The sequence below is a fragment of the Flavobacterium sp. IB48 genome (genome assembly GCF_016405855.1).
GTDB classification, from domain to species: domain Bacteria; phylum Bacteroidota; class Bacteroidia; order Flavobacteriales; family Flavobacteriaceae; genus Flavobacterium; species Flavobacterium ginsengisoli.
Genome location: NZ_JAEFCA010000005.1, coordinates 389,968 through 412,696 on the forward strand (window position 1 = coordinate 389,968; position 22,729 = coordinate 412,696).

Annotated in this window: 19 protein-coding genes and 1 pseudogene; 7 read left to right on the forward strand and 13 right to left on the reverse strand. The window is 30.8% G+C overall.

The features are described 5' to 3' along the window. Positions 1-70: 70 nt before the first annotated feature. Together JC605_RS17645 and rhaT are read right to left on the reverse strand one after the other, a co-directional pair. Entirely contained in the window at positions 71-2,215 is a 2,145-nt protein-coding gene (locus JC605_RS17645) for a bifunctional aldolase/short-chain dehydrogenase (RefSeq protein WP_198857464.1), read from the reverse strand. A 31-nt stretch (positions 2,216-2,246) separates the two neighbouring features. Continuing rightward, a complete protein-coding gene (gene rhaT / locus JC605_RS17650; protein ID WP_198857465.1) occupies positions 2,247-3,296 on the reverse strand; it encodes an L-rhamnose/proton symporter RhaT in 1,050 nt (349 codons plus the stop codon). Positions 3,297-3,683: 387 nt separating this feature from the next. Here rhaT and JC605_RS17655 point away from each other — a divergent pair, with 387 nt between their 5' ends. After that, positions 3,684-4,724 carry a GntR family transcriptional regulator gene (locus tag JC605_RS17655; protein WP_198857466.1) on the forward strand — a complete coding sequence of 347 codons (1,041 nt, stop codon included), beginning with the start codon at positions 3,684-3,686 and terminating at the stop codon, positions 4,722-4,724. A gap of 94 nt (positions 4,725-4,818) precedes the next feature. Here the strand turns inward: JC605_RS17655 and JC605_RS17660 are convergent, their stop codons facing one another. Further along, a complete protein-coding gene (locus JC605_RS17660; RefSeq protein WP_198857467.1) occupies positions 4,819-5,997 on the reverse strand; it encodes a serine hydrolase in 1,179 nt (392 codons plus the stop codon). A gap of 213 nt (positions 5,998-6,210) precedes the next feature. Here JC605_RS17660 and JC605_RS17665 point away from each other — a divergent pair, with 213 nt between their 5' ends. Beyond that, the gene (locus JC605_RS17665) at positions 6,211-6,966 is read left to right on the forward strand and encodes a response regulator transcription factor (protein ID WP_198857468.1); all 756 of its coding nucleotides are present in this window, start codon (positions 6,211-6,213) and stop codon (positions 6,964-6,966) included. 292 nt (positions 6,967-7,258) lie between these two features. Here the strand turns inward: JC605_RS17665 and JC605_RS17670 are convergent, their stop codons facing one another. The 3 genes from JC605_RS17670 to JC605_RS17680 form a co-directional block, all read right to left on the reverse strand. Further along, entirely contained in the window at positions 7,259-7,435 is a 177-nt protein-coding gene (locus JC605_RS17670) for a histone H1 (RefSeq protein WP_008467640.1), read from the reverse strand. A 725-nt stretch (positions 7,436-8,160) separates the two neighbouring features. After that, entirely contained in the window at positions 8,161-8,589 is a 429-nt protein-coding gene (locus JC605_RS17675) for a hypothetical protein (RefSeq protein WP_233074154.1), read from the reverse strand. Between the two features lie 184 nt (positions 8,590-8,773). Next, positions 8,774-9,307 (reverse strand): YcxB family protein, encoded by a 534-nt coding sequence (locus JC605_RS17680; protein ID WP_198857470.1) that lies wholly within the window; start codon positions 9,305-9,307, stop codon positions 8,774-8,776. A gap of 356 nt (positions 9,308-9,663) precedes the next feature. On the opposite strand from JC605_RS17680, the gene JC605_RS17685 reads away from it, so the two are divergent. The 5 genes from JC605_RS17685 (at position 9,664) to JC605_RS17705 (ending at position 14,501) form a co-directional block, all read left to right on the forward strand. Next, on the forward strand, positions 9,664-10,755 hold the full coding sequence (locus tag JC605_RS17685; protein ID WP_198857471.1) for a sensor histidine kinase: 1,092 nt from the start codon (positions 9,664-9,666) through the stop codon (positions 10,753-10,755). Positions 10,756-10,762: 7 nt separating this feature from the next. Continuing rightward, entirely contained in the window at positions 10,763-12,091 is a 1,329-nt protein-coding gene (locus JC605_RS17690) for a sigma-54 dependent transcriptional regulator (RefSeq protein ID WP_198857472.1), read from the forward strand. Positions 12,092-12,263: 172 nt separating this feature from the next. Continuing rightward, the gene (locus JC605_RS17695; protein ID WP_198857473.1) at positions 12,264-12,416 is read left to right on the forward strand and encodes a hypothetical protein; all 153 of its coding nucleotides are present in this window, start codon (positions 12,264-12,266) and stop codon (positions 12,414-12,416) included. 78 nt (positions 12,417-12,494) lie between these two features. Beyond that, complete coding sequence (locus JC605_RS17700; protein WP_198857474.1) at positions 12,495-13,475, forward strand: helix-turn-helix transcriptional regulator; 981 nt, start codon at positions 12,495-12,497, stop codon at positions 13,473-13,475. 33 nt (positions 13,476-13,508) lie between these two features. Beyond that, positions 13,509-14,501: an AraC family transcriptional regulator gene (locus JC605_RS17705; protein WP_198857475.1), complete on the forward strand. Its 993-nt coding sequence runs from the start codon at positions 13,509-13,511 to the stop codon at positions 14,499-14,501. Between the two features lie 105 nt (positions 14,502-14,606). On the opposite strand, the gene JC605_RS17710 is transcribed toward JC605_RS17705, so the two are convergent. From JC605_RS17710 to JC605_RS17740, 7 genes and pseudogenes are all read right to left on the reverse strand, one after another. Continuing rightward, positions 14,607-16,580 carry an OmpA family protein gene (locus JC605_RS17710; RefSeq protein ID WP_198857476.1) on the reverse strand — a complete coding sequence of 658 codons (1,974 nt, stop codon included), beginning with the start codon at positions 16,578-16,580 and terminating at the stop codon, positions 14,607-14,609. 20 nt (positions 16,581-16,600) lie between these two features. Next, complete coding sequence (locus JC605_RS17715; protein WP_198857477.1) at positions 16,601-17,518, reverse strand: type IX secretion system membrane protein PorP/SprF; 918 nt, start codon at positions 17,516-17,518, stop codon at positions 16,601-16,603. Positions 17,519-17,547: 29 nt separating this feature from the next. Next, positions 17,548-18,831 carry a gliding motility-associated C-terminal domain-containing protein gene (locus JC605_RS17720; protein WP_198857478.1) on the reverse strand — a complete coding sequence of 428 codons (1,284 nt, stop codon included), beginning with the start codon at positions 18,829-18,831 and terminating at the stop codon, positions 17,548-17,550. A gap of 264 nt (positions 18,832-19,095) precedes the next feature. Further along, positions 19,096-19,701, reverse strand: a complete 606-nt coding sequence (locus JC605_RS17725; protein WP_198857479.1) for a hypothetical protein — start codon at positions 19,699-19,701, stop codon at positions 19,096-19,098. 36 nt (positions 19,702-19,737) lie between these two features. Next, the gene (locus JC605_RS17730; RefSeq protein WP_198857480.1) at positions 19,738-21,177 is read right to left on the reverse strand and encodes a PKD domain-containing protein; all 1,440 of its coding nucleotides are present in this window, start codon (positions 21,175-21,177) and stop codon (positions 19,738-19,740) included. Positions 21,178-21,230: 53 nt separating this feature from the next. Next, positions 21,231-21,836 (reverse strand): hypothetical protein, encoded by a 606-nt coding sequence (locus JC605_RS17735; protein WP_198857481.1) that lies wholly within the window; start codon positions 21,834-21,836, stop codon positions 21,231-21,233. A gap of 184 nt (positions 21,837-22,020) precedes the next feature. Continuing rightward, positions 22,021-22,729, reverse strand: a pseudogene (locus tag JC605_RS17740) (hypothetical protein); the annotation flags it as partial.

Consider the following 22,729-nt stretch of genomic DNA (forward strand, 5'->3'; position numbering starts at 1 on the left):
GACTTCGAACGCTAGACCACAAAAAACCACTTTTGCTTAAACAAACTTATATAAAAAACCTAAACAATCTTTATCTATAAAAGCCCATGGCTACGCCACCGTCTACGTTTAAGGCATTTCCTGTAGATTTACCTAGTAAACCTCCAACAAAAGCATAACAAGCATTGGCAATATCATCTGGCAATATGATTTCATTTAATAACGTACGTTTTGCATAGTAAGCCGGAAGTTCTTCAACTGTAATTCCGTATGCTTTTGCACGACCTTCTGCCCATCCTCCAGACCAAATGTTTGAATCTGAAATTACAGCATCAGGATTTACTGTATTTACACGAATTTTATCTGCTCCAAGTTCTGCAGCCATTAAACGTGTTAAGTGCGCTTGAGCAGCTTTAGCCGAACCATAACCTGGGTTATTTGGACCAGCAACAACAGCATTTTTAGAAACGATATTTACAATATCTCCTCCAAAACCTTGTTTGCGCATTACTTCGATTCCGGCTTTAGAAACAATAAATTGTCCTTTAACCAAAATATCGTATAATCTATCCCACTCTTCTAAAGTGTGTTCTGCGATAGATTTTGAGATACTGATTCCTGCATTATTTACCACAATGTCAACACCTCCAAAAGCTAAACAAGCTTCGTCTAATGCTTTTTCTGTGCTTACTTCATCAGTAACATTCAACAAAGTGCTTGAAACTGCATCTTTACCAAAAGCCTTAATAAACTCTGCTGTTGCACCTTCTAAACGCTCCTCATTAATATCATTAATTACTACACAAGCACCTTCTTGAGCGAATTTTTTAGCGATAGCTTTACCAATTCCGCCTGCAGAACCTGTAATTAAAGCTACTCTTCCAGATAATGCTTTTGGTTTTGGCATACGCTGTAATTTTGCTTCTTCTAGTAACCAATATTCGATATCAAAAGCTTCTTGGTGTGGTAAAGAAGTATATTCTGAAACTGCTTCAGCGCCTTTCATCACGTTTACTGCATTGATATAATATTCAGATGCCAAACGCGCCATTGTTTTATCTTTAGCAAAAGTAAACATACCAACTCCAGGATATAAAATAACCACTGGATTTGGGTCACGCATTGCTGGCGAATTTGATTTTTTACATGCATTGTAATAGTCTTTGTACATTGCACGATATGCTTCGAATGCTGGAGCTAATTTTGCTTTTACAGCTGCAACATCTGATAAGTCTTCGTTTGGATCTAATTCTAAAACCAAAGGACTGATTTTAGTTCTCAAGAAGTGGTCTGGACAAGATGTTCCTAATGGAGCTAATTTTGCTAAATCATTAGAATTAATGAATTCTAAAACTCTTGCATCGTCTGTATAATGACCAATCATCTGACGTTCTGATGAACAGAAACCTCTTAAAATTGGAGCTACTTTTGCTGCTTTTAATTTACGATCTGCTTCTGGAAGGCTGTCGATTTTTTTACCTCCAAAAACTGGACGTGTTTTTCCGTAATTATCTTCTAAGTAAGAAGCACATTTCTCTATTACTTCCAGCGTATTGATATAACTATCAAACGCAGTATCTCCCCAAGTAAATAAACCATGAGAACCTAACATGATTCCGCGTAGTTTTTTACCGTTTTTTTCTGCTTCCTCTAGACAAGCTCTCAACTGAAGACCAAGATCAAATCCTGGACGTTGCCAGCCTACCCAACCGATTTCTCCGTTGAATAATTCTTCTGTGATTTTCTTTCCATCTTTCGCAGCAGCGATTGCAATTGCCGCATCTGGATGTAAGTGATCAATATGTTTGAATGGAAGAAATCCGTGTAAAGGTGTATCAATAGAAGGTGCTTTTGAAGCTAAATCGAAAATACAGTGGTTGAATAATTCTACCATTTCGTCTTCAAACTCAATACCTCTGTAAACGTTTTCAAGATTACGAAGTCTATCTAAATACAAAGCCGCACAACCAGATTTTGTCAACGTTCCGATATCACCGCCAGAACCTTTAATCCACATTACTTCAGAAGATTCTCCAGTAAGAGGATCTTTGTCTGTAATTTTAACAGAAGTGTTTCCACCGCCGTAGTTGGTTAATCTTAAATCAGCTCCTAACAAGTTAGAACGATAAATAAAAAGCGCTACTTCATCACCTGCTAATTCTGCTGCCTTAGCTTCATCCCAAAGGTAGCTTACATGCTTAAAATTCATATTATTAATTGTGTTTGTATTCGACATATAGTATTTAAAATTATTTCTTGAATTATTTTTATAATGAGTTACCAATTCCTACCAAAACGATTGCAAGCATAATAAGCCCAATTCCCCAGAAAAAAGTTCTCATTGTTTTTTTAGAAACCCCTGTCCATTCTTTCAAGTAAAATCCCCAAAAGTTTGCTGTTAGAATAATGGTCGCCATATGTAAAATCCATGAACTAGCACCATTTCCAAGTTTGCTTTCCCCCATTCCGTAAAAGAAAAACTGTAAAAACCACATGGTTCCAGCAAGAGCAGAAAACAAAACGTTTTTTGTTATTGGAGTAGATTTATCAGTATAATTTTTGATTGATTTATTTTTAAAATTCAAATAAAGGCACCAGATAAAATTGGTCGTTAATCCTCCCCAAAGCAAGACAACATAAGTCACATTGTTTTGGAACAACGGATTTGCTCCATTTATTAAAGCCTGTTCTGCCATTGGTTTTCCAGCTTCGATTCCGTAATTAAAAAATGAACTTAAAATTCCAGAAATCACTGCTACAATCAAACCTTTTACCAGATTGAAGTCTTTATCCTTATCTTCATGGCCTGTTGCAAAATCTTTTTCTTTCAGCATTCCTGCTTTTCCAGAAATAGCAATTCCAACTAGATATACTACAACACCTAATAAAACCAACTGTCCGCCAGAATGAGAAAGCATGTGAGAAAATGAAATTTTTCCTTCTGTTGGAACAAAATCATAATAAATTGAAGGAACTAAAGCTCCAAATGCAGAACAAAATCCTAATGTGATTGAGTTTCCTAAAGACATTCCTAAATAGCGAACGCCTAAACCATAAGTTAAACCGCCAATTCCCCAAACAAGTCCCATTGAAAATGTAAACGTTTTTATTGATGGAGAAGCTGCAGCTATAATTTCACCAAAATGCGGAATCGTTAAATAGGCAGCAATTGGCGGAACAATTAGCCAAGAGAAAAATCCTCCTACTAGCCAATAGCTTTCCCAAGCCCAGTCCTTTACTTTTTTAAAAGGCATATAAAAACTACCTGAAGAAAATCCTCCGATAGAATGAAAAATGATTCCTAATAATGATTCCATTTAATAAATTTTAGTTTTTGGTTTGTTAGATAGTGATTTGGTTTTGTAAAATAAGAGAATGTCAAAAACAAAACTGTCCTGTACTATCCTTTACGTATTTTATATTTTTTGTTAAAACTAAAGAATATTAGAAATAACAATCTGTAATTATTGGGTAAATAAATTTAAAATGGCTACTTTAGCAATCGATTTCGTAATTATTGATTCCTCATTCGGTTTAAAATTTATAAATTATAAAAAAAAGATTACAAGCCTTGTCAAATTCTCTTTTTCTTGCCTAAAACGATTCTACGCAACAGATTTTTTAAAAAAAGTGATTTTTTAAAAATTATTTAGAATTTAAAAAGAGTTTTGCTGAAATGCCAAACAAATTTCCTAACAATGAACATGATTAAGCTTATTAAAATAGACGAAGATTCACGAGTTCCTAAATACAAACAAATTGTTGACTCTATTCTTCAGAACATCGCCAACGGAAATTTAAAAATCAATCAAAAAATTCCATCTATAAATAGTTTCAGCGAAGAATTTTATATGTCTCGTGATACTGTTGAGAAAGCTTACAATATTTTAAAAGAGCGGAAAATCATTTCTTCCATTAGAGGAAAAGGTTATTACATTACCCGAACAAAGCTTGAATCTAAGGTTAATGTTCTGTTCCTGACTAATAAATTGAGTTCATATAAAATGAAAACATACAGTTCGTTTATTGATACTCTAGGAGCAAATGCACATGTTGACCTTCAAATTTACCACTGCGACGAAACCTTATTTTTAAACATCTTAGATAAGTTTGAAGGCGCTTACGATTATTATGTCATTACAACGCATTTTAAAACAGAAGAATTAAAACATTCCAGTTTTACAGACAATGTTGTTAATGCTATTAAAAACATTCCGCAAGAAAAGCTGGTTATTTTAGATAATATAAAACTTGGGGCTGGAGATGAAGTAATCAAAATTTATCAGGATTTTGAAAATGACATATATAATGCTCTAATCGAAGGGCTTTCTAAAATATCGAAATACAAACGTTTAATTCTAGTTTATCCAGACAAAGCCGTTTATCCTTACCCGAGACGAATTTTACATGGATTTAGAAAATTCTGCGTAGAACACGAAATCAATTTTGAAATTCTAAGTGAAGTTTATGATGATATGATCCTTAAAAAAGGAGATTTATTTATCACGATTGAAGAATCTGACTTAGTGAATTTAGTAAAACAAATTCGCGATGAAGAATTTGTTTTAGGAAAAGATATTGGCGTTATCTCTTATAACGACACTCCTTTAAAAGACCTGCTTGGCATTACTGTAATGTCAACCGATTTTAATGTAATGGGAGAAACTGCAGCCAGAATGATCTTGAATAAAGAAAAAGGTCAAGTAAAAGTTCCTTTTAATTTTATTGATAGAAATTCGATCTAATCTAAGATGCTAAGCTTCTAAGATACTAAGATACTAAGATACTGAGATACTAAGATACTGAGTTTTTTTCTTAGCATCTCAGAAACTTAGAAACTCATTTTTTATCATAAGGAATGTATTGATCCCATTCCCATGGCGTGTAGGTATCTTTTATTCCTGTTTCCAGTAAATACTTCATTATTGCTCCTGTTTTGTAGCTGTTAGACATAATCAGCATGCCAATGCCCTTGTCTGAAAAAACAATGCTATAATTCTGAAAACCTGAACCCTGACCTTCTTTAAATGCACCATAACCATAAGGCGTTTTTACCAATCCCCATCCTAAACCATAGGAAAGTTCTGTTTTATCATTCCAATTTCCGTCTTCTAATGCACCTGGACCAAACTGGTTTTTAGAACGAATTCGAATCTGTGGGCCAAACATTTCTTTATACGATTTAGCATTTAGTATTTTTTTATTCAAAATTGCTGTTATAAACTTACTGTAATCTTCTATTGTAGTTTCTAGTGTTCCTGCTCCTCTTGGTGCATTGTCTTTGTCTTTTTCCTGCATTTTTCCGTTTTCATCATACCCGTATGCATAATCTTTTTCGAATTTTTCTTGCCAGCGATAACTCGAATTTGTCATTTTCAACGGTTTGAATATTTTTTCCTGAGCCATTTCTTCTAAAGTTTTCCCCGTGATTTTTTCTAGAATAACCTGAAGATACGTGAGTCCTTCACCAGAATAACTGTATCGAGTTCCTGGCTCAAACTTAATTTTCAGTTTTTCGTCAGATTCAAACCAGCGCCAGTTAGGCAATCCAGATGTATGATCTAGACACATTCTTGCTGTTATCTTTTTATATTCTGGATATGATTTTAATTCTCTAAAATCTTCATGCCATACTTTAAAATCATATTCATAGATAGGTTTGGGCAGATAATCCTGAAGTGGCTTATCTAAACTTATCAAGCCCTCTTCTACCAATTTCATAACCAAAACAGCAAATACGGCTTTACTTAAAGAAGCACCATAAAGATTGGTCTGCAACTCTAACTTCTTTTTGGTTTCAACATTACTAAAGCCAAAAGTTTTCATATAAACAGGCTTTTTAGCGTTAAAGATAGCTACAGCCAGCCCTTTTACATCGGCTTTACCCATTAAGTTTTCAATTGTTGCTGTTAAACTATCTGTTGAAATTGTACTCCCATCAAGCCTTTTTATGGCAGAATTTTGTGCTTGAAGAGAATTTATACTTATAAAAAAAACAATTAAAAGAAGGTTTTTCATGATTTTAATTTATTAAGCATTGACAATCATTATACTTTCATCAAGTATTTTTAGCAATAAATTTAGCCAAAACAACTTGATAATAAGTCAAGTAAAATGATTAAGAATTTTATAATTATTTTAAATCCCATTTTTTATTATATTTCAGGTCATATAATCATACAAATATATTCGGCTTAAAACCATAAGACAATACTTATAAATAACCATTTTATGAAAAGCATAAAAGATGATTTGAGCAAGCAGCTTTTAGAGCAAAAAAACTCAGGAAACTTAAATAATAAAAAGGTTTTAAAAACCTGTAAAGAAATTGCTCAGAATTTCGCTGATTTAGAAAATGGTATTGCCGTTCTAAGCGATTTGTACAAAAACAAAAGCTATATCTACTCAGGCAAAATTTCAGAAGAACTTAAGATTTTTAAAAAAGATCAAATCCAAGAAATTGAGAGCATCTGGGAAGAAGAGCTTTTTGGCAAGTTAAATTCTGATGATGTATTGCAAAAATACCTTTTAGAGCTTCACTTTTTTCAGTTTATAAAAACGGTTCCTGTAGAAGAAAGAAAAGATTTTTGTGTGATTAGCAAACTGAGAATGAACGATAAAACAGCTGAAAAATCTTTATTACATAAAATGTTTTACTTTTCAAATGAATACGAAGATGTAGAACTGGCACTATGTCTCTATAATTTTGATTTTTCTTTGACTCCACAATATGAAGGCGCCATTATTAATACAGCGACTGGAAATATCATTAAGCAAAATGAAAAAGAGAGTAATTTTTTTCTTTCTACAAGAGAGAAAGAAATCCTTAAAATGCTTCAAGAAGGAAAACAAAGTAAAGAAATTGCGCAACTATTATTTATTAGCATCAATACCGTAAGCCGACACCGACAAAATATTCTAGAGAAAATGAAAGTCAACAATACTGCCGAAGCTTGTTCTATTGCAACAAAACTAAAGTGGATATGATTTTTTTTTAAGATGCTAAGGTTCTGAGATTCTGAGATACTAAGTTTTTTCTTTGCGTTTTGTATCCCGGAAGTTGCTAATGATTTTCTCAGAGTTATTAAGTTTTTTTATAGACACTTCTACAAGTCCGCAAAGCACTAAATCCAAAAAGTAAGCACAAAGCATTGCGAACTTTAAACTCTCGCAAAAAATACAATAAAAATCTTTGCGAGCTTTGCGTTAAAATCACACACATTTAATAAGAAACCAAAGGCATAAAAAAACCTCGCCGATTGACGAGGTTTTAGTTGTATTATTTTTTTGATTCTTCGATAGAAACTTTTCTAAACTCTTTTAAAAGTTTTTCAATTTCTAAAGTTGATTTACGTGCTCTTGGTCCAGCAGCTTTAATTCCTTTTTCAGTCAAAGATTCAGCTTCAGCTTTGAATGTTTCAATTTCGGCGTTGATTTTTACTAATAAATCTTTCATGCTTATATATTGTTAAATTAAGCCACAAAAATAAAAGTTTGTGTGATAGTTACAACAATTTTGCTGTTAAATTTAATGCAGTTTTTCATTCATTTTCTTTACAATAAATTGACTTCTATTTTTTGACAACACCCAACAAACACAACCAGCTTAAAGTCAAATACTTATTTGTAAAAGTGTTTTTACCACACCTGTTTTAATGCTTTGTAGAAAGTATCATAGACAAGGGGTTTTAATTTAAAACAAGCATTTAAAACGCTCCTATTTGTTAATTTTTGCATGGAAAAATTCCCCAAACAAGGAAAAAAATACTCAATTGGTAGTTCTGCTCAGATGAGTTTTTATTAAAAAGGAAAAGTTTACAGATCATTAATAACAACAAAGAATCGATTTTTCTATTACAATTATTTGATCTCAATTTTTATTTTAACAGAAAGCTGTTCGGCTAAATTGATTATATAGTAAGTAGGAATTTGTTCCTTTTTAAAAGTTGTTTGTTCGACATTATTCACGGTATTATTTCCTAAAATTCCAAGTCGTTTTATATTATTATCAATCAGCAAAGCATAACCACGAAAGCATTTCTAAGTGGAAAAATTTTCTCTTTTAAAGAGTTTACATATTGTTTAAAAAAAATGCAGGATAATGAACAACAATTATCCTGCATATAAAAGGCACAATTTCACTCAAATTTTGTGCTGCAAAAACATAAAAAATAAAATAAATTACATTAAATAATACATAGCCTTGTAATAGTCAGGAAACGGAATATTAGATTGCGAAGAAACTTTCTCAGTTGTTGATTCTAATTTCTTTTTAAAAAAAGCCTTTATTTCTTTAAAAATTTCTCTTCTAGTTTTATACTCATCAAACAGCACCAAATTGTTCATTATTTCTAAAAATGACAAACTTGCATAAAACTGCTTGTCAAATAAACAAACCAATACATTTCTATTTCTATTCTCCTGCAAAAAGCCAAGCAGTTCATTTCTATCGTAGACTACATAAATAATACGATCATATTCTTTTATCTTGTCTTCACTATTATCAAAAAATGATTTTTCAAAAAAATCAAAATCAGTTTTCAATTTTCTCTTAAACATTTTCAAAAAGATTCCTTTATTATCTCGGACTAAAATTTTCTCCTTTTTCATTCTCATCTTTTTATATCTATAATAAAAATTCATCTCCTAACAATTATCAATTAAGAGTATACCCAAATTTATATTTAAACTTTGTTCTTTACCTCCCCCAATAAGCCATAAAATGATTATAATAAGGCATTTTTTTAATAAGTTTTATAGATTGTAGCCTTCCGGGAAAAACAAATAATAGGCCTTAAACTTTGACAACATGAATAACATTTTTTTCTACAAAAGACAGTAATTCCTCAATTTTCTTAGAATTGCTTTCTTTCTTGGAAATTGATATTATGTAACTATTTTGTTCTTTTATATATAGAAACAAGAAGTTTTTAGTTTGAATAACTTTTTCAATTTTTGACCATTTATGGGTTAATTCTCCCAATGGTGATTTGACACAGATATTAGAATGAGTAAAAGAGAGTTTATATTTATTGGAAGATTTATTTAACCCAATAATTTTTTTTGTCAATTTAAAAATCGCTTTAGAAATCACATCTATAAGAGAAAATTGAATCATTACAAAAAAAACAACCAAAAGTAGACTTCTTATTAACCAATCAAGATAGTCTATTTCTAGACTAAAATCAATTAGTATCATTAAAGACAAAACAATAAGGAGACCAAATACGATTCGATCTTTAAATAAATGCTTAAAATACATATCATTAAGCATTTTTATTTCCGAAACATTCAATTGAAATTCTAATGAAAAGTTTGCGGTATTCATGTTATTTGTTTTTGTTCAATATTGTTGAAACAAAGGTATCACGAAGTAAACTCTTAAAATGGACGGAAAAGCTTTAAAACTATTAAAATAGGACTTAATTCATAATTCTACATTTTCCAAAAAGAGTCAACTAAAAGTCAAAATAATCAATAAAAAATTCTGACATTTTTTTTTACAAAAAACCTTATTCAGAACTTACCTCTAAAAGCTATAAAAACATCAAAATAAGACATAATACAACCAACTATTTATTTCGTTTTCAAATAGTTAAGATTAAATACTATTTTATACAATAATAGTATTTTTTTATTTACTTTTGGTGCTTTTTAAAATTAATTATATATTTTTTTCTTACAATGAATTTACCGTCTACTGAAGAAAATTTAAGAGAAAAAGTGAGAGAACTTACTTCTCTTTATGAAATTCTAAAAACAATTTCTAACGCAGACTCTATTAATATTCAGACCTTACATGATATTATTATTAGTACAAAAAATGCTTGGCGTTTTTCTAGCGATGCTGTAGTAGAAATTCATACGACTAATTACCATCTTTCAACATCTGAACAGATAGAAAAAAGTATTTTTCAATATAGCATTATATCTATAAACAAGATTGATTGCGGAAATATAAAAGTGCACTACCCATCATCTAAATATACTCTTGAGGATTTTAGCTCAGATGAACAAAAACTATTAGATACAATCGCACTAGAAATTGGAAATTACATTGAAAAACATCAAATATTAGAAAGAAAAGCTCTTTTGAGAAAAACTCTTGAGCGCATGGAACGTCTTACTCTTCTCGGAGAAATGACAGCAGGAATCGCACATGAATTAAATACTCCTCTAGGCAACATTTTAGGTTTTGCAGAACTTATTAAAGATCATAATTCAGATCCAAATATTGCTTCAGATATTTCGATTGTTATTAATTCCGTAATCTATTCTCGTGAGATAGTAAAAAAATTAATGTTTTTCTCGTGCGAAATGCCACAAAAACTAGAAGTACAGCAAATTAAACCAATTATCGTTTTTGCCTTGTCATTTTTAAAATCAAACTTTCAAAAAAAAAATATCAAATATGAGCTCATTTTTAAAGATGAAAATATAACTGCAAAGATAGATTCTGTTCAAATAACACAAGTTTTTTTTAATCTATTAATCAATGCTATTTATGCATCGCCTGAAAAAAGCACTGTTAAGATTATTATAGAAAATGATGAAACCAATTTATATATTAAAATTAAAGACCAAGGAAGTGGTATTCCAGACACAATAAAAGATAAAATATTCGAACCTTTTTTTTCTACCAAACCTACCAGTTATGGTAGCGGATTAGGCCTTAGCGTCGTACATGGCATAATCAAAAATCATAAAGGAGAAATTATTCTCCAAAACAATTTTCCAAATGGATCAATTTTTATAATTAAGATCCCCCTATCTTAAAAACAAAATGACTTTTAAAAAAGAAAACATATTGATTGTTGATGATAATGACGATATGCTCGATTTAGTTCAAAGACAATTAAAAGCTTTTAATTATCGTACATATAAAGCCTCATCTGTTAATGAAGCCATAGAAATTTTAAAATATGCCGATATCAGTGTTTTAATCAGCGACTTAAATATGCCAGACATTAATGGCATCGAATTGCTTAAATATGCAGAAGAGCATTATCCCGATATACCAAAACTAGTTATTTCAGGTATTCCAACCGTACATATAGTTGTCAATGCCATGAAATCTGGTGCATTAGATTATTTAACTAAACCATTTACATCTGATGAACTCCATAAAGCAATTTTAAGCTTACTTGAAAAACATAAATTTATTGCAAGACCTTCTAAACATTTATCAAATTCAAAAACCGAAAATTTTTACGGTGAGATAATTGGGAATTCAAATCAATTAAAAGATCTAATAGAAATCATTGAACGTGTCAAAGACACTAGAGCAAATGTACTTATTGAAGGCGAAAGCGGTACAGGAAAAGAATTAATTGCAAGAGCTATTCATTACACAAGCAAACTTGCCGATAAACCTTTCATTGCTATAAACTGCGGAGGGATACCTGAAAACTTAATTGAATCTGAATTATTTGGACATGTTAAAGGCTCATTTACTGGCGCAACTGAAACACGTATAGGTTTATTTCAGGCAGCAAATGGCGGAACAATTTTTTTGGACGAAATTGGTGACGCTCCCTTAATGGTACAAACTAAACTTTTACGTGTACTTCAAGAAAAAGAAATTTTAAGAGTTGGTGCTACAAAACCAGAAAAAATTGATGTTAGAATTCTCTCTGCTACAAACAGCAATCTAGAGGACATGGTTGCAAAACGTTTGTTTAGAGAAGACCTGTATTACAGAATTAATGTGATCAATATTAAAACTACACCTTTACGGGATCGCAAAGATGATTTGCTTTTATTGATAAATGCCTTTATAGCAAAATATACCTTAGAATATAAAAAGTCCAATATAGAAGTTAATGAAAAAGTTATTGACATTTTAATGCGGTATAACTGGCCTGGAAACATAAGGGAGCTTGACAATATGATTCAGAGAATAGTTATTATGAGCGATGACCAAATTACATTGAATCAGGTTCCTGAGCATTTAAAATATCACATTTCAACTTCAAACGATACTTTTAAATCTTTAAAAGAATACGAAAAAGAACAAATTCTTAAAGTATTGTCCTATGTCAATAATAATAAAACCAAAGCAGCTCAAATACTTCAAATTGATCGCAAAACTTTGAATCAAAAAATATTATAAAAAGAGGAATTTCTCCACAACATAACATAATCTACCTAAACTTTTTTTGTCCTAAAAACAAACCTACATCACAATGTATTGATTTACAGCAATATAAAAAATAAGGCATATTCTTTGCCTGTAGAAGTCTAAATTATATTAAAATAAATCAAAATAAGACAAAAAACAGATTATGACTTACTCCTCTTTAACTGATACTCCAATAGAATCTACAGCCAACCAGACTACTTTAAAACCTTATACAATTGCCTTGTCCGATTTTTTTCTCGCAACACAAGTAACTGATTTTTTATCAAAAGTCACAACACAAACCACACCTTGCTAAAAATCAACAACTTACAATTAAAAAAAATATTTATTTAGTAAAAATAACTTAACTTTATAATATAAAATTCAATTACATATGAAAATAATTGAACATCATTACAGTGCTGACTTGAATTGGGTTAAGCACTATGCTGCACAAATTGGCGGAAAAATTGAAGGAAATTTTATTATTCTTCCACAAGACTCCCAAACTGGCACAAGATACGTTTTAGATTGTGGTGATGGTATAATTGCTTACTATATCAATGTTGAATATCATAGAAACTTCCAACTTATACAAAAAAATCTGAATCAAGATTTTGTCGGATTTTATTATAATCTCACAGAAGGCGAAGCATCTGTAAGTAATATTCATTTTATGTACAATGTTGGTCGATGGCAATACAATCTAGCAGTAATCGACGGATCTCTTGATTCAAAATATAATGTTGTAAAAGGAAGTAAAACTTTTGCCTTATGCATTTTTATCAAAAAGAGTACAATCAGAGCTTTTGCAAAAAAAAATAATATAGTTATTCAAAACATAGATAGTGTTGTTAACTCAAAAGTAAATACGATCGTACGTTTTGATAGAATGAGCAACGAAAGTTTCCATCTTTTAAATGATCTACGAAAGCTGGAAGTTGGAGGTGCTGTTTTTGACTTAAATTTAAGAGGTACCGTTCATTTACTAATTTCTAATTATTTAAAAAAAATCGCTACAAAAAGATTAATTATCCAAACTGTAAATGAAAATGACTTAAATCATATCATTAACATGCAAATGTATCTAGTTAGTCATCTCGAAGATCATTTTCCAAGTATAACAGACATGGCAAAAATGTCAAACATGTCTGAATCAAAATTTAAAACATTATTCAAAAAAATAACTGGCAATACTCCCAATGCTTTTTTCATGGACAATAAACTATTATTAGCTAAGGAACTCCTAGAAAAAAAGCAACTTACTATTTCTCAAATTTCAGATCAGCTTCATTTCACCAATAATTCATATTTCGCTTCAAAATTTAGAGAACATTTCGGACTCTCACCAAAAGCATTTAATACCCAATTATAATAATTGCAGTAAATAAAATTAAATAAGCCGCTTATGAGAAAAATTACTCATTACTATAGTTTAACACCAGAATGGCAAGTGAATGTAGCAGAGCAGTTAAATACCGAATTAATAGATAACAAATTGATGATGATTCCTAAAGAAATTGGAAAAGGTTTTTTTTACTTTTCCCAAATTATGGATGGAATTTCTGTAGTTTATGCTGATCTGGTTGCCAATGAACCTTTAAAAATTACACGTCTAAAATCTGACAATCAATTGTATATTTTTCACTTTGATTTAAGTGAGCATATCAATCTTATTAAAATCAATAACATTGATTATGAAATTGGCTCCTTTAATCAGTTGGATTTAGCAATTCTTGATAACCAAATCGAAAGTTCATTTAAACCCGCTGTAAATGAAAGAACCATCGCGTTAAGAATTTTAATAGATAAAAAACTACTTCACGATTTTATTCAAAAAATCACATTAGAAGAAAATGCTTTTACAGAAACACAAAACAATAAAAAGGCATTTTATCATTACGGAAATATTGATAGTAATAGCATACTATTAATTCAGTCTTTAAAAACAAAATCTGTTAAAGATTTATCTTATGACTCTTTTATTAAAGGCATCTCTTTAAAAATTTTAGGGAACTTTTTCAATAAATTTTACAATACCAACCAACAAAATAAGCCGCTAACTGAAATTGAAAACGAAGCATTGGAGAAAACAAAAAACTACTTAATAAATAATCTTTACGGACCATTTCCTTCTCTTGTTTTTCTATCTGGAATGGCTGGAATGTCTTCTTCTAAATATAAAAATTATTTCAAAAGACGTTATAATAACACACCTAAAAATTTATTTATTGAAGAAAAAATGATTTTAGCGCAAAAGCTTTTAAAAAGTGGCCAATACTCAACTTTAACTTCTGTAATGTATGAACTCAACTATACCAAACTAAATTATTTTTCTACCAAGTATTTTAAACTTTTAAAAACTAGACCGATTGATGATTTCATAAAAAAAAATTCATAAAAAAGATTCCAACAAGTCTATTATCAAAACTTTTTGTTTCAAATAATTCAAAAAAAAAAGCTGCTGAAAATATTTTCATTGAACAGCAGCTTAAAAAATAAACTATTATTTAATGCTAATTATAAACTCTGAGCGTCTATTAACTTCATGCTCACTCTCTGAACATACAACGCCATTTGAACAATGATTTAATAGGTGTGTTTCTCCAAAACCTTCGCCAGTAATTCTATTTCTGTCAATTCCAGCATTTACTATATACTCAACTGTGGATTTTGCTCGATTTTTAGATAATGCCATATTAAACTCATCACGTCCACGGCTATCTGTATAAGAATTGACCTTAATAATAACATTTGGTCTGTCTTTCATTATACTAACAACTTTATCCAATTCTTTTTTAGAGGATGTACGGATATTATAACCATTAAAATCAAAGTATATTGGCTTAAGATTTAATATCTCAGCTAAATTATCCCCTTCCTTAATTTTTCTTTTTTCTCCATCAACAATAACCTCCAATTCCTTTACAAGTTCAATAGAAATTTCCTTTTTCTCTAAAGGCTTTAATTGTGCTATATCAATTGTTTTATTCGATAATCCAACTTTATGATAAAAAGCTTTAAATGCTAAAAATGGAGCTAAAGGGACAAAATATTTACCATCTTCATCTGTTTTAATAGAAGCAACGATCTCATTATCGGAATTAAGAATATCAACGTCTAAATCTTTTACAGGTGTGCCATTTTCTGTAATTGTACCGAAGATGGAAGCATGTATGTCAAAATCAAAATTTGCAGGTTTGGTTTCCTTAAAACCAAAAATATCATCGTTGCCATATCTATTTGATGAAAAGAAACCGTTACCGTCTTTCTTAATTACATAAGCAAAATCATCAAAAGTCGAATTTACGCCATCTCCTACATTTATTACATGATACTTTCCTTTTTCATCTTTAATTGCAGCAAATACATCTAATCCACCTAATCCAGGGTGGCCATCTGAAGCAAAATACAAAATTCCGTTATCATCCATAAAAGGAAAAGTTTCACGTCCAGGAGTATTAATTTCTTCTGGAAGTTTAGTTACGTCATTACCTATAATACCACCTTTTTTTAAACTAACAACATATAAATCTGAATTACCAAATTTATTATTACGATCTGAAGCAAAAAATAACTGAGTTTCATCTGGACTTAATGCTGGATGCCCCGACGAAAATCCATCGCTATTTATTGGATAAGGAAGTTCTTTTACTTTTTTCCATTCCCCATTTACATTTTCTGCAACATAAATTTTTAGAAAATTTGTTCCATTTTTATCACCACTTAATTTCCCGTCGTAATAATTGTTTCTGGTAAAAAACATATACTTCCCATCTTTAGTAACAGCAGGACTACTTTGATGGTATCTTGTATTGACATCTCCTTTTAATGTTTCTGAATTTGTTAACCCTCCATCTACAGTAATATTAGCAGTGTAAAGTTTTAAAAAAGATTTTTCATTCCAACTATGCTTACGTTTAATTACAATACCTGTATCTTTTGCCGAAGCATAAATAACCATGTCTTTCCCATAAAATCCTGTTCCAAAATCAGAAAAAGAACTATTAATTTCAACATTTTTCAAAATATATCGGCCTGATTCTCTCTTAATTTCTTCCAAAAGTTTCTTATCATCCCAGTTATCACTTTCTTTTATTTTCCCAATAACATTAAAATACTTTCTCATGATCTCATAAGATTCTTTGTATTTCTGAAGATTATTTAAAGATTGAGCATATCTAAAATAGTACTCTGGATCGACGGTAATTCCTGAATTTAGAACCTTTGAATAAGCCATTGATGCCTCTGCATAACTAGCATTAAAATAATAGCAATCTCCAAGTTTAATAAAGACCTTTACAGATGTATTTCCTTTATCTACAATATCTTGATATAACTTACCTGCTTCCAAAAAAGCAAGTTTGTTATAAAAGTCATCTGCTTTTTCAATTTTTTTATTTTGAGCCTGTGCACTAACTATGTGAACAAAGCTGATAAAAAATAAAAAATAAAGTGAATTTAATTTCCTAGTTATCATCTTATTATATTGTTTTTTAATTAAAAGAACCTTGGTGTTACTAATCTGTATTTTGTATTGGTAAACAAATCAAAACGAAGGAAAATTTCATGAGATCCTGAATTATAGTTTCTTAATCTTGTCGTTTCAAGATCATAAGCATATCCAATATTAATTTGTGGTGTTACCTGAAATCCCGCCATTCCGCTTAATGCTGCATCCCATCTGTAAGCTGCGCCAAGAGTAAACTTATCATTAAAAAGAAAATTAGCCGAAACATCAACTGCTAATGGCGCTCCTTCAACCATTTTTATCATTGCAGCTGGTTTAAATTTCAAATCACTATTCAAATCAAATACATACCCTCCCATAGCATAAAAATGCATTCTTTTTGAGACCATTGAGGATTGGATATCATCAAAAAACTTCGTTTCCAGAATCATAGGTACAGATAAACCTGCATACCATTTTGGTGTGTGAAAATATACTCCCGCTCCCACATTTGGAGAAATTTTCGATAATTGCCCCGTAAGAAATGGATCATTTGGATCAAAAACTTTTAGTTTTGTATAATCAACATTAAGAAAATTGCCAGTTCCGCTAATTCCCAAAGACATATGTAAATCTGCTGAAAGTTGAATAGGATAAGAATAGCTTATGGTAACATTCGTTTCACTAGAAGGCCCTATTTTATCATTCATTATAGAAAAACCTAAACCTTGTCCGCTTTTTGTAATAGGTAGTTCAACAGAAAAGTTGGCTGTTTTTGGTCCTCCTTCAAATCCAATCCATTGCGCTCTGTATAGTCCAAATATACTAGGTACTGCACGCGTACCAGTATAAGCCGGATTTATTGTCATTGTATTGTACATGTATTGGGTGTATTGAGATTCTTGCTGAGCTGAAACTTTCAGAATCCCTATCAACAATATTATCATTGTACACAGATAATTTTTCATTACTTATAAATTAAATTTGTTTTTAAATTTTATTGACTATTTATATACAAATAGCCTGTTTTTTCTCTGGCTTTTTTCCCGTCATTATAATTCAATATGTAGAAATAAGTTCCTGCAGGAAGTTTTTCATTTCTACTAATTGTAGCACGTCCATCAGAATAACCTTCAAACATATTATCTGTTTCATTATAGCCTTTAGTCTCGTATACTTTAACTCCCCATCTATTATAAATTTCCACTTTATTGTCAGGGTATTTGCTAATTCCTTTAATGTAAAACTTGTCATTCAGACCATCTCCATTTGGAGAGATTGAATTATATACTACTAATTCATCTTTTTCTTTTTCTACTATTGCAGTAGTAAACAAGCCATATCCTTTTACCTTGGTCGTCAATAAATTTGAATATCCCTCACTTGAAACTGCGTCACTAAGAGCCCCATTTTCATTTACCCATTTCTTCAATTGTTCATCCCAGCGAACTATGACTACTTTAGTATCTCCTTTCTCAGAAAGAAATTCTTCTGGGGTAGTATCTTGGTCGAGAGTTAGAGTTAACACTATATTTTCTCCTGCTAGAGTTTGCTCCACTTCCCAATATTCTTTGTTATTAATTTTAAGAATAGATTCTTCTTTTTGTAGATGAGAATGAGTCGCATCATCTGAATTTTTAAAAAAATATTGAGTTGTATAGCTATTGTTTTCAGAAATTGACTCTTGAAAAGCAGGTCTTAAATAGTTTACTGCCCCAACAGGAAACAGAAAATCTTTTTTACCATTTTTTTGAACCCTGCCATCGACAAAACTTCCATCATGCACTTTTTGATGGGTCGCATTTTCATTGAAAATTATCAAACCATTTAAATCAACTGCATTTATAATCCCTTTGTCAAACTCTGCTATGTTATTTACAGAAATAGTAGCTCCTAAATAAAAAGGGGCACTTTCGCTGTTATTAGAAAATATAATATTTTCAAAATCCGAAATTCCATCCCCTTCTATAAACTGTCCGGAAGTCCCCATAAAAAAGGTTTTTCCATTACTAAAAGTTTTATTAAAACTTGCATTACCATCGTTTTTCCAATCTTTAAAAACGTAGACATCTCCATCATTTATAAAACTTCCTGAAGATTTATTCATGTAATCCTCGTAAATCGAAAGTATTCCTCCGTCCTTAACCGAAAGTTCACCTGCATTTGTAAATTGAGCACGTCCCTTTTGAAAATTGAGGAGACTTAGTCCTATTAATAAATAATATTTCACTATTGAATTAATTGTTATTACCTTATTTATATATGAAGCAATGTTTATCATATCGATCTTTATTTAACATTAACACGATTATCAACTCGAAACGCAAAAATACTTTCAGAATAAAATTCGAATAACCTCCTAAAGTCATAAGTGTATTAAAATAGGATTAAATATTACAATCATTTAATATCTCAAGAATCATCTCATAACTAATATTGGTTTAAATTTTTCTTTATCAACACATAAAAAAAACGAAACAGCTGTTTCAACTGTTTCGTTCCTTTTCTTACAAATCTTAAAAATTTATATTTACATCTTTTTTCTTTATTTAGGTGCAAAGACTATATTTATGTAAGAGTCAAAATTTGCTGGCTTAAGTATTTTATAAGACATAACTCCATTTGCATCTATCCCACTAATTTCAATTAGAGATGGATCGTAATAAGTAACATAATAATTTAGTTCCTGCGCATTTGCAATAACTGGAATAATTGATGGGGCACCAGCACTTACCATTTTAGGAGCTGTAAATTCATCTGCATATTCTCTATAAAGATCTTTTGTCTGTGGAATACCTATAAGCCCAATTTTTGTAGAAATATTTATAGATGGCATATAAAAAAATTTTCTGTTCAACAATGTTGTACAATTCCATTCTGGAACAGAAGGAGTTCCTATATTTACTGAAATACAATTTGTAGTAATATCATATACCATCAAACCTGTTGCTGGACTCAAAATAGCATTTTTTTGAGCTTGAGTAAGTCTTGGTATTAAAAGCCCCTTATTTGTGCTTTTTATTTCTAATGCAGAACTAGCATCAGGAGTAATTGTATTTATTCCAGTTTGAGCTGATGTTTTTGATAGCGTAATAAAAATCAATAGCAAAGAGACAATTGCTTTATAGCCATTTTTAAATAATGTTTTCATAAGTAATTAAATTATTCCGAATACTACTCCATTATGTTATTGTCCATTTTGGAGATCAACCCTAATCATTCTATTGGTCTTAATTTCACAATCTAAAGTAGATGCCGAAACTTTTCTTGACGTCAAAGCACTACCATTTGACTTTACAGGAGTAATTGTTACTCTATAAGTTCCCTGAACAGTATACGTATGATTCATGTCGTAGCTGGTTTTTCCTGTTGTTATAGGCTGATCAATGATAGTCCCATCACCAAAATCCCATTTTAAAGAAGTTGCAAGCTTTCCTTCTAAATCACTAACTGTAACGGTAAATTTACTATCATAACCTGAACACACGGTTCTCTTAACTTCTGAATTTCCCTGAAACCAGTTTGCGGCAAACGAGGGCAATCCTTGAAATGAAAAATTATTTGCTATAAAAAGATTACTCACACTGTATATCATTGGGTTATCAAAATCATTAGGATTGTCAATAATACGAAGTCCTCTTGTATTATAATTCGCCCAATATATCCTTTCGTCAGGTCCTATTTGTAAAGCACCAGGAGAGCCAATACCATCGTTAACCAAACTGTATATTTTTTGAGTTACATCATTAATATTAGGTTTTGAAAATAATTCATCTGCCTTGTAGACCATAATTCCTGTATTACTTGATATGTATACCAAACTTTGGTCACGAGAAAATTCAACCCCATATGGAGAATTTTGTAAAGCTGTAACAACTTTAATATTTGAAAATATTCCAGTACTGTTATCAAAATCACCATAAACAATTTTCTTATCAAGGAAAGTAGTCATCACAAAATGTTTACCATCTGGTGTTATTTTTAAGTAACCGCAAGCTCCGTTCCCAAGAGTATAATTTCCAATCAAACTGACGACTGGTGTAGCAACTAGACCTGTAGAAGTAAATTTCCAAGCATTCAAATAGGAATTTGTACCTCTTCCTAAAGCAATAATCCAGTAGCTTGAATTATCTGCATGGCGAATAGACGTAACTGTTTCTCCCGTACTACCTGATGCACCATTTAATCTAATATTTTTAGATGTCACAACATTATTATCTATTATATTATAGGAAACGTTATCTGCTAAATTTAAACCAACAGAAACAGCTACATATTTAGTAGTACTTATAGGATAAGGAAAAATAATCCCTGATTGCGCTGAAGATTTATCTCCATTTAATCCTGTCCCATTGGTCATAAGGCTATTATCATTTTTCCAAATATTCATACCGTCTGAATAAAACTGCATAGTACCTGTGCTATTAGATAAAGTAAAACATCCTTCTTGTGTACTTATCGAGCTTATTAATTCAACAGGTAATGATTTGAGAGTTGTACTTGAACCAACTGTTACTCCTCCTCCTAAACCTGTGGCATTTACATCTCGAAGCGAATTCCAGGTTAATCCGGTAGCTTGACCAAATACCCAATTATAAGTCTCTTTTTGCGCATATACCGACTGCATAATAAAAATGGAACATACAAATAATATTATTTTTTTCATGAAATCTCTCAATTTTACTTAACAACAAAAACAACATTCATAAATGATCCATAATCGGCCGCTTTTATGATATCATAAGTTAAAACTCCATTCGCGTCGATACTGGTTAATCTGATAACACTTGTATCACATGCGGTAATATAATAATATAAATCTGTAGGGTTTAAAAAATAAGAGATCGAAGAAGGTGCACCTGTACTGGCTTTTTTAGGATTTGAAAACTGATCCTTATATGTCTGATATAAGTTCAATGTCTTTCCATTTCCAACAACAGACGCATCTACTGCTATAGAGGGCATATAAAAAAAGGACGTATTTACGTCTTTAGCCAAACATACCCAATTTGGAGAAGTTGTGGTACCAGCATTTTGAGAAACACAACGTTGTGTTAAATCATATACCATTAATCCTGTCGCTGGGTTTGAAATGGCTTCTTTTTGCACTTTAGTCATACGAGGCATTAATAAACCTGTATTATTACTAAGCGACTTTATTTCAAGTGCCGCACTGGCATCTGGAGTTTTGGTATTTATTCCTGTCTGTGCATGAGAGAAAGTATTCCAACACAAACTAAATAGGACAATAAATACAACAGCACTTATATTTAATTTATTTTTCATTTTAATTATTTTTATCAACCTAAGTTCAAACGATATTTTCTTTGGCTTTACAGTACTCAGAATCATGAAAAGGTTAAAAAACAATTCATTAATTAACTATTCAAATTTATTAACGTCTAGTTTTTTAGCTTTTTTACTATACCTTTTTTAGTTATACTCTATTTCTTGCTTTCGATACTACATTTTACTGTTTTATAGCCGATACTATTTCTTCCAGTTTTTTAAGCCTTTCATTCAAATCACTTATTTCCTGATTTTTATTAATTAATTCTTTTTCCTGTTCTATCACATGTAAATACAATTCTTCTGTTTTCTCTAACAATTGAATAGATAACTCTGAAACATTAAATGAATAGCCTTCATCAGTTCTTTCTAATTCGTTAATTGATGTAATTCCTGGTAAGTGTTTATTTTTTTTAATGAATTCATCCACATCCGCAAGAGATTTAAATTTGTAATCTTTTTTAATTTCTGAGAATCCTTTAAAATAGTCTTCAAAAACATAATCCGCATAATAGGAGTTTACTGTTGTAATTGCACCGTTTACTCTTAATTTTTCACTTGGAGCAGTTGATGGTCTGTTTACACCAATTCCTACCCATCCATTTATGTAAATATTATCCGTATTTGAAGTAGCTCCAGCATCTGTAGCAGTACTAAACCAAGGTTCAGGGCTGGCTGCAATAGTTGTCCATTTTATATTTCCAGCACTATCTGCTGCTGTAGCGACCATTCCTGCTGTTGGTGTAGAACCATCTGTGCCTTTTGTAATTGCTGCAGTCTGAGTAGTTGTTTTACCCGTTGCAGTAATATTATTTGCTGCTGTAATATTTTTAGAACTCATGTTTAAATCCTGAGTAGCTATATGGTTTCCTAAATTATCTGCTGTAGAT

What these genes read in the sequence shown, in the direction of transcription:
- JC605_RS17645 (WP_198857464.1), bottom strand. Translation starts at nt 2,215, where the DNA reads ATGTCGAATACAAACACAATTAATAATATGAATTTTAAGCATGTAAGC.
- rhaT (WP_198857465.1), bottom strand. Translation starts at nt 3,296, where the DNA reads ATGGAATCATTATTAGGAATCATTTTTCATTCTATCGGAGGATTTTCT.
- JC605_RS17655 (WP_198857466.1), top strand. Translation starts at nt 3,684, where the DNA reads ATGATTAAGCTTATTAAAATAGACGAAGATTCACGAGTTCCTAAATAC.
- JC605_RS17660 (WP_198857467.1), bottom strand. Translation starts at nt 5,997, where the DNA reads ATGAAAAACCTTCTTTTAATTGTTTTTTTTATAAGTATAAATTCTCTT.
- JC605_RS17665 (WP_198857468.1), top strand. Translation starts at nt 6,211, where the DNA reads ATGAAAAGCATAAAAGATGATTTGAGCAAGCAGCTTTTAGAGCAAAAA.
- JC605_RS17670 (WP_008467640.1), bottom strand. Translation starts at nt 7,435, where the DNA reads ATGAAAGATTTATTAGTAAAAATCAACGCCGAAATTGAAACATTCAAA.
- JC605_RS17675 (WP_233074154.1), bottom strand. Translation starts at nt 8,589, where the DNA reads ATGAAAAAGGAGAAAATTTTAGTCCGAGATAATAAAGGAATCTTTTTG.
- JC605_RS17680 (WP_198857470.1), bottom strand. Translation starts at nt 9,307, where the DNA reads ATGAATACCGCAAACTTTTCATTAGAATTTCAATTGAATGTTTCGGAA.
- JC605_RS17685 (WP_198857471.1), top strand. Translation starts at nt 9,664, where the DNA reads ATGAATTTACCGTCTACTGAAGAAAATTTAAGAGAAAAAGTGAGAGAA.
- JC605_RS17690 (WP_198857472.1), top strand. Translation starts at nt 10,763, where the DNA reads ATGACTTTTAAAAAAGAAAACATATTGATTGTTGATGATAATGACGAT.
- JC605_RS17695 (WP_198857473.1), top strand. Translation starts at nt 12,264, where the DNA reads ATGACTTACTCCTCTTTAACTGATACTCCAATAGAATCTACAGCCAAC.
- JC605_RS17700 (WP_198857474.1), top strand. Translation starts at nt 12,495, where the DNA reads ATGAAAATAATTGAACATCATTACAGTGCTGACTTGAATTGGGTTAAG.
- JC605_RS17705 (WP_198857475.1), top strand. Translation starts at nt 13,509, where the DNA reads ATGAGAAAAATTACTCATTACTATAGTTTAACACCAGAATGGCAAGTG.
- JC605_RS17710 (WP_198857476.1), bottom strand. Translation starts at nt 16,580, where the DNA reads ATGATAACTAGGAAATTAAATTCACTTTATTTTTTATTTTTTATCAGC.
- JC605_RS17715 (WP_198857477.1), bottom strand. Translation starts at nt 17,518, where the DNA reads ATGAAAAATTATCTGTGTACAATGATAATATTGTTGATAGGGATTCTG.
- JC605_RS17720 (WP_198857478.1), bottom strand. Translation starts at nt 18,831, where the DNA reads ATGATAAACATTGCTTCATATATAAATAAGGTAATAACAATTAATTCA.
- JC605_RS17725 (WP_198857479.1), bottom strand. Translation starts at nt 19,701, where the DNA reads ATGAAAACATTATTTAAAAATGGCTATAAAGCAATTGTCTCTTTGCTA.
- JC605_RS17730 (WP_198857480.1), bottom strand. Translation starts at nt 21,177, where the DNA reads ATGCAGTCGGTATATGCGCAAAAAGAGACTTATAATTGGGTATTTGGT.
- JC605_RS17735 (WP_198857481.1), bottom strand. Translation starts at nt 21,836, where the DNA reads ATGAAAAATAAATTAAATATAAGTGCTGTTGTATTTATTGTCCTATTT.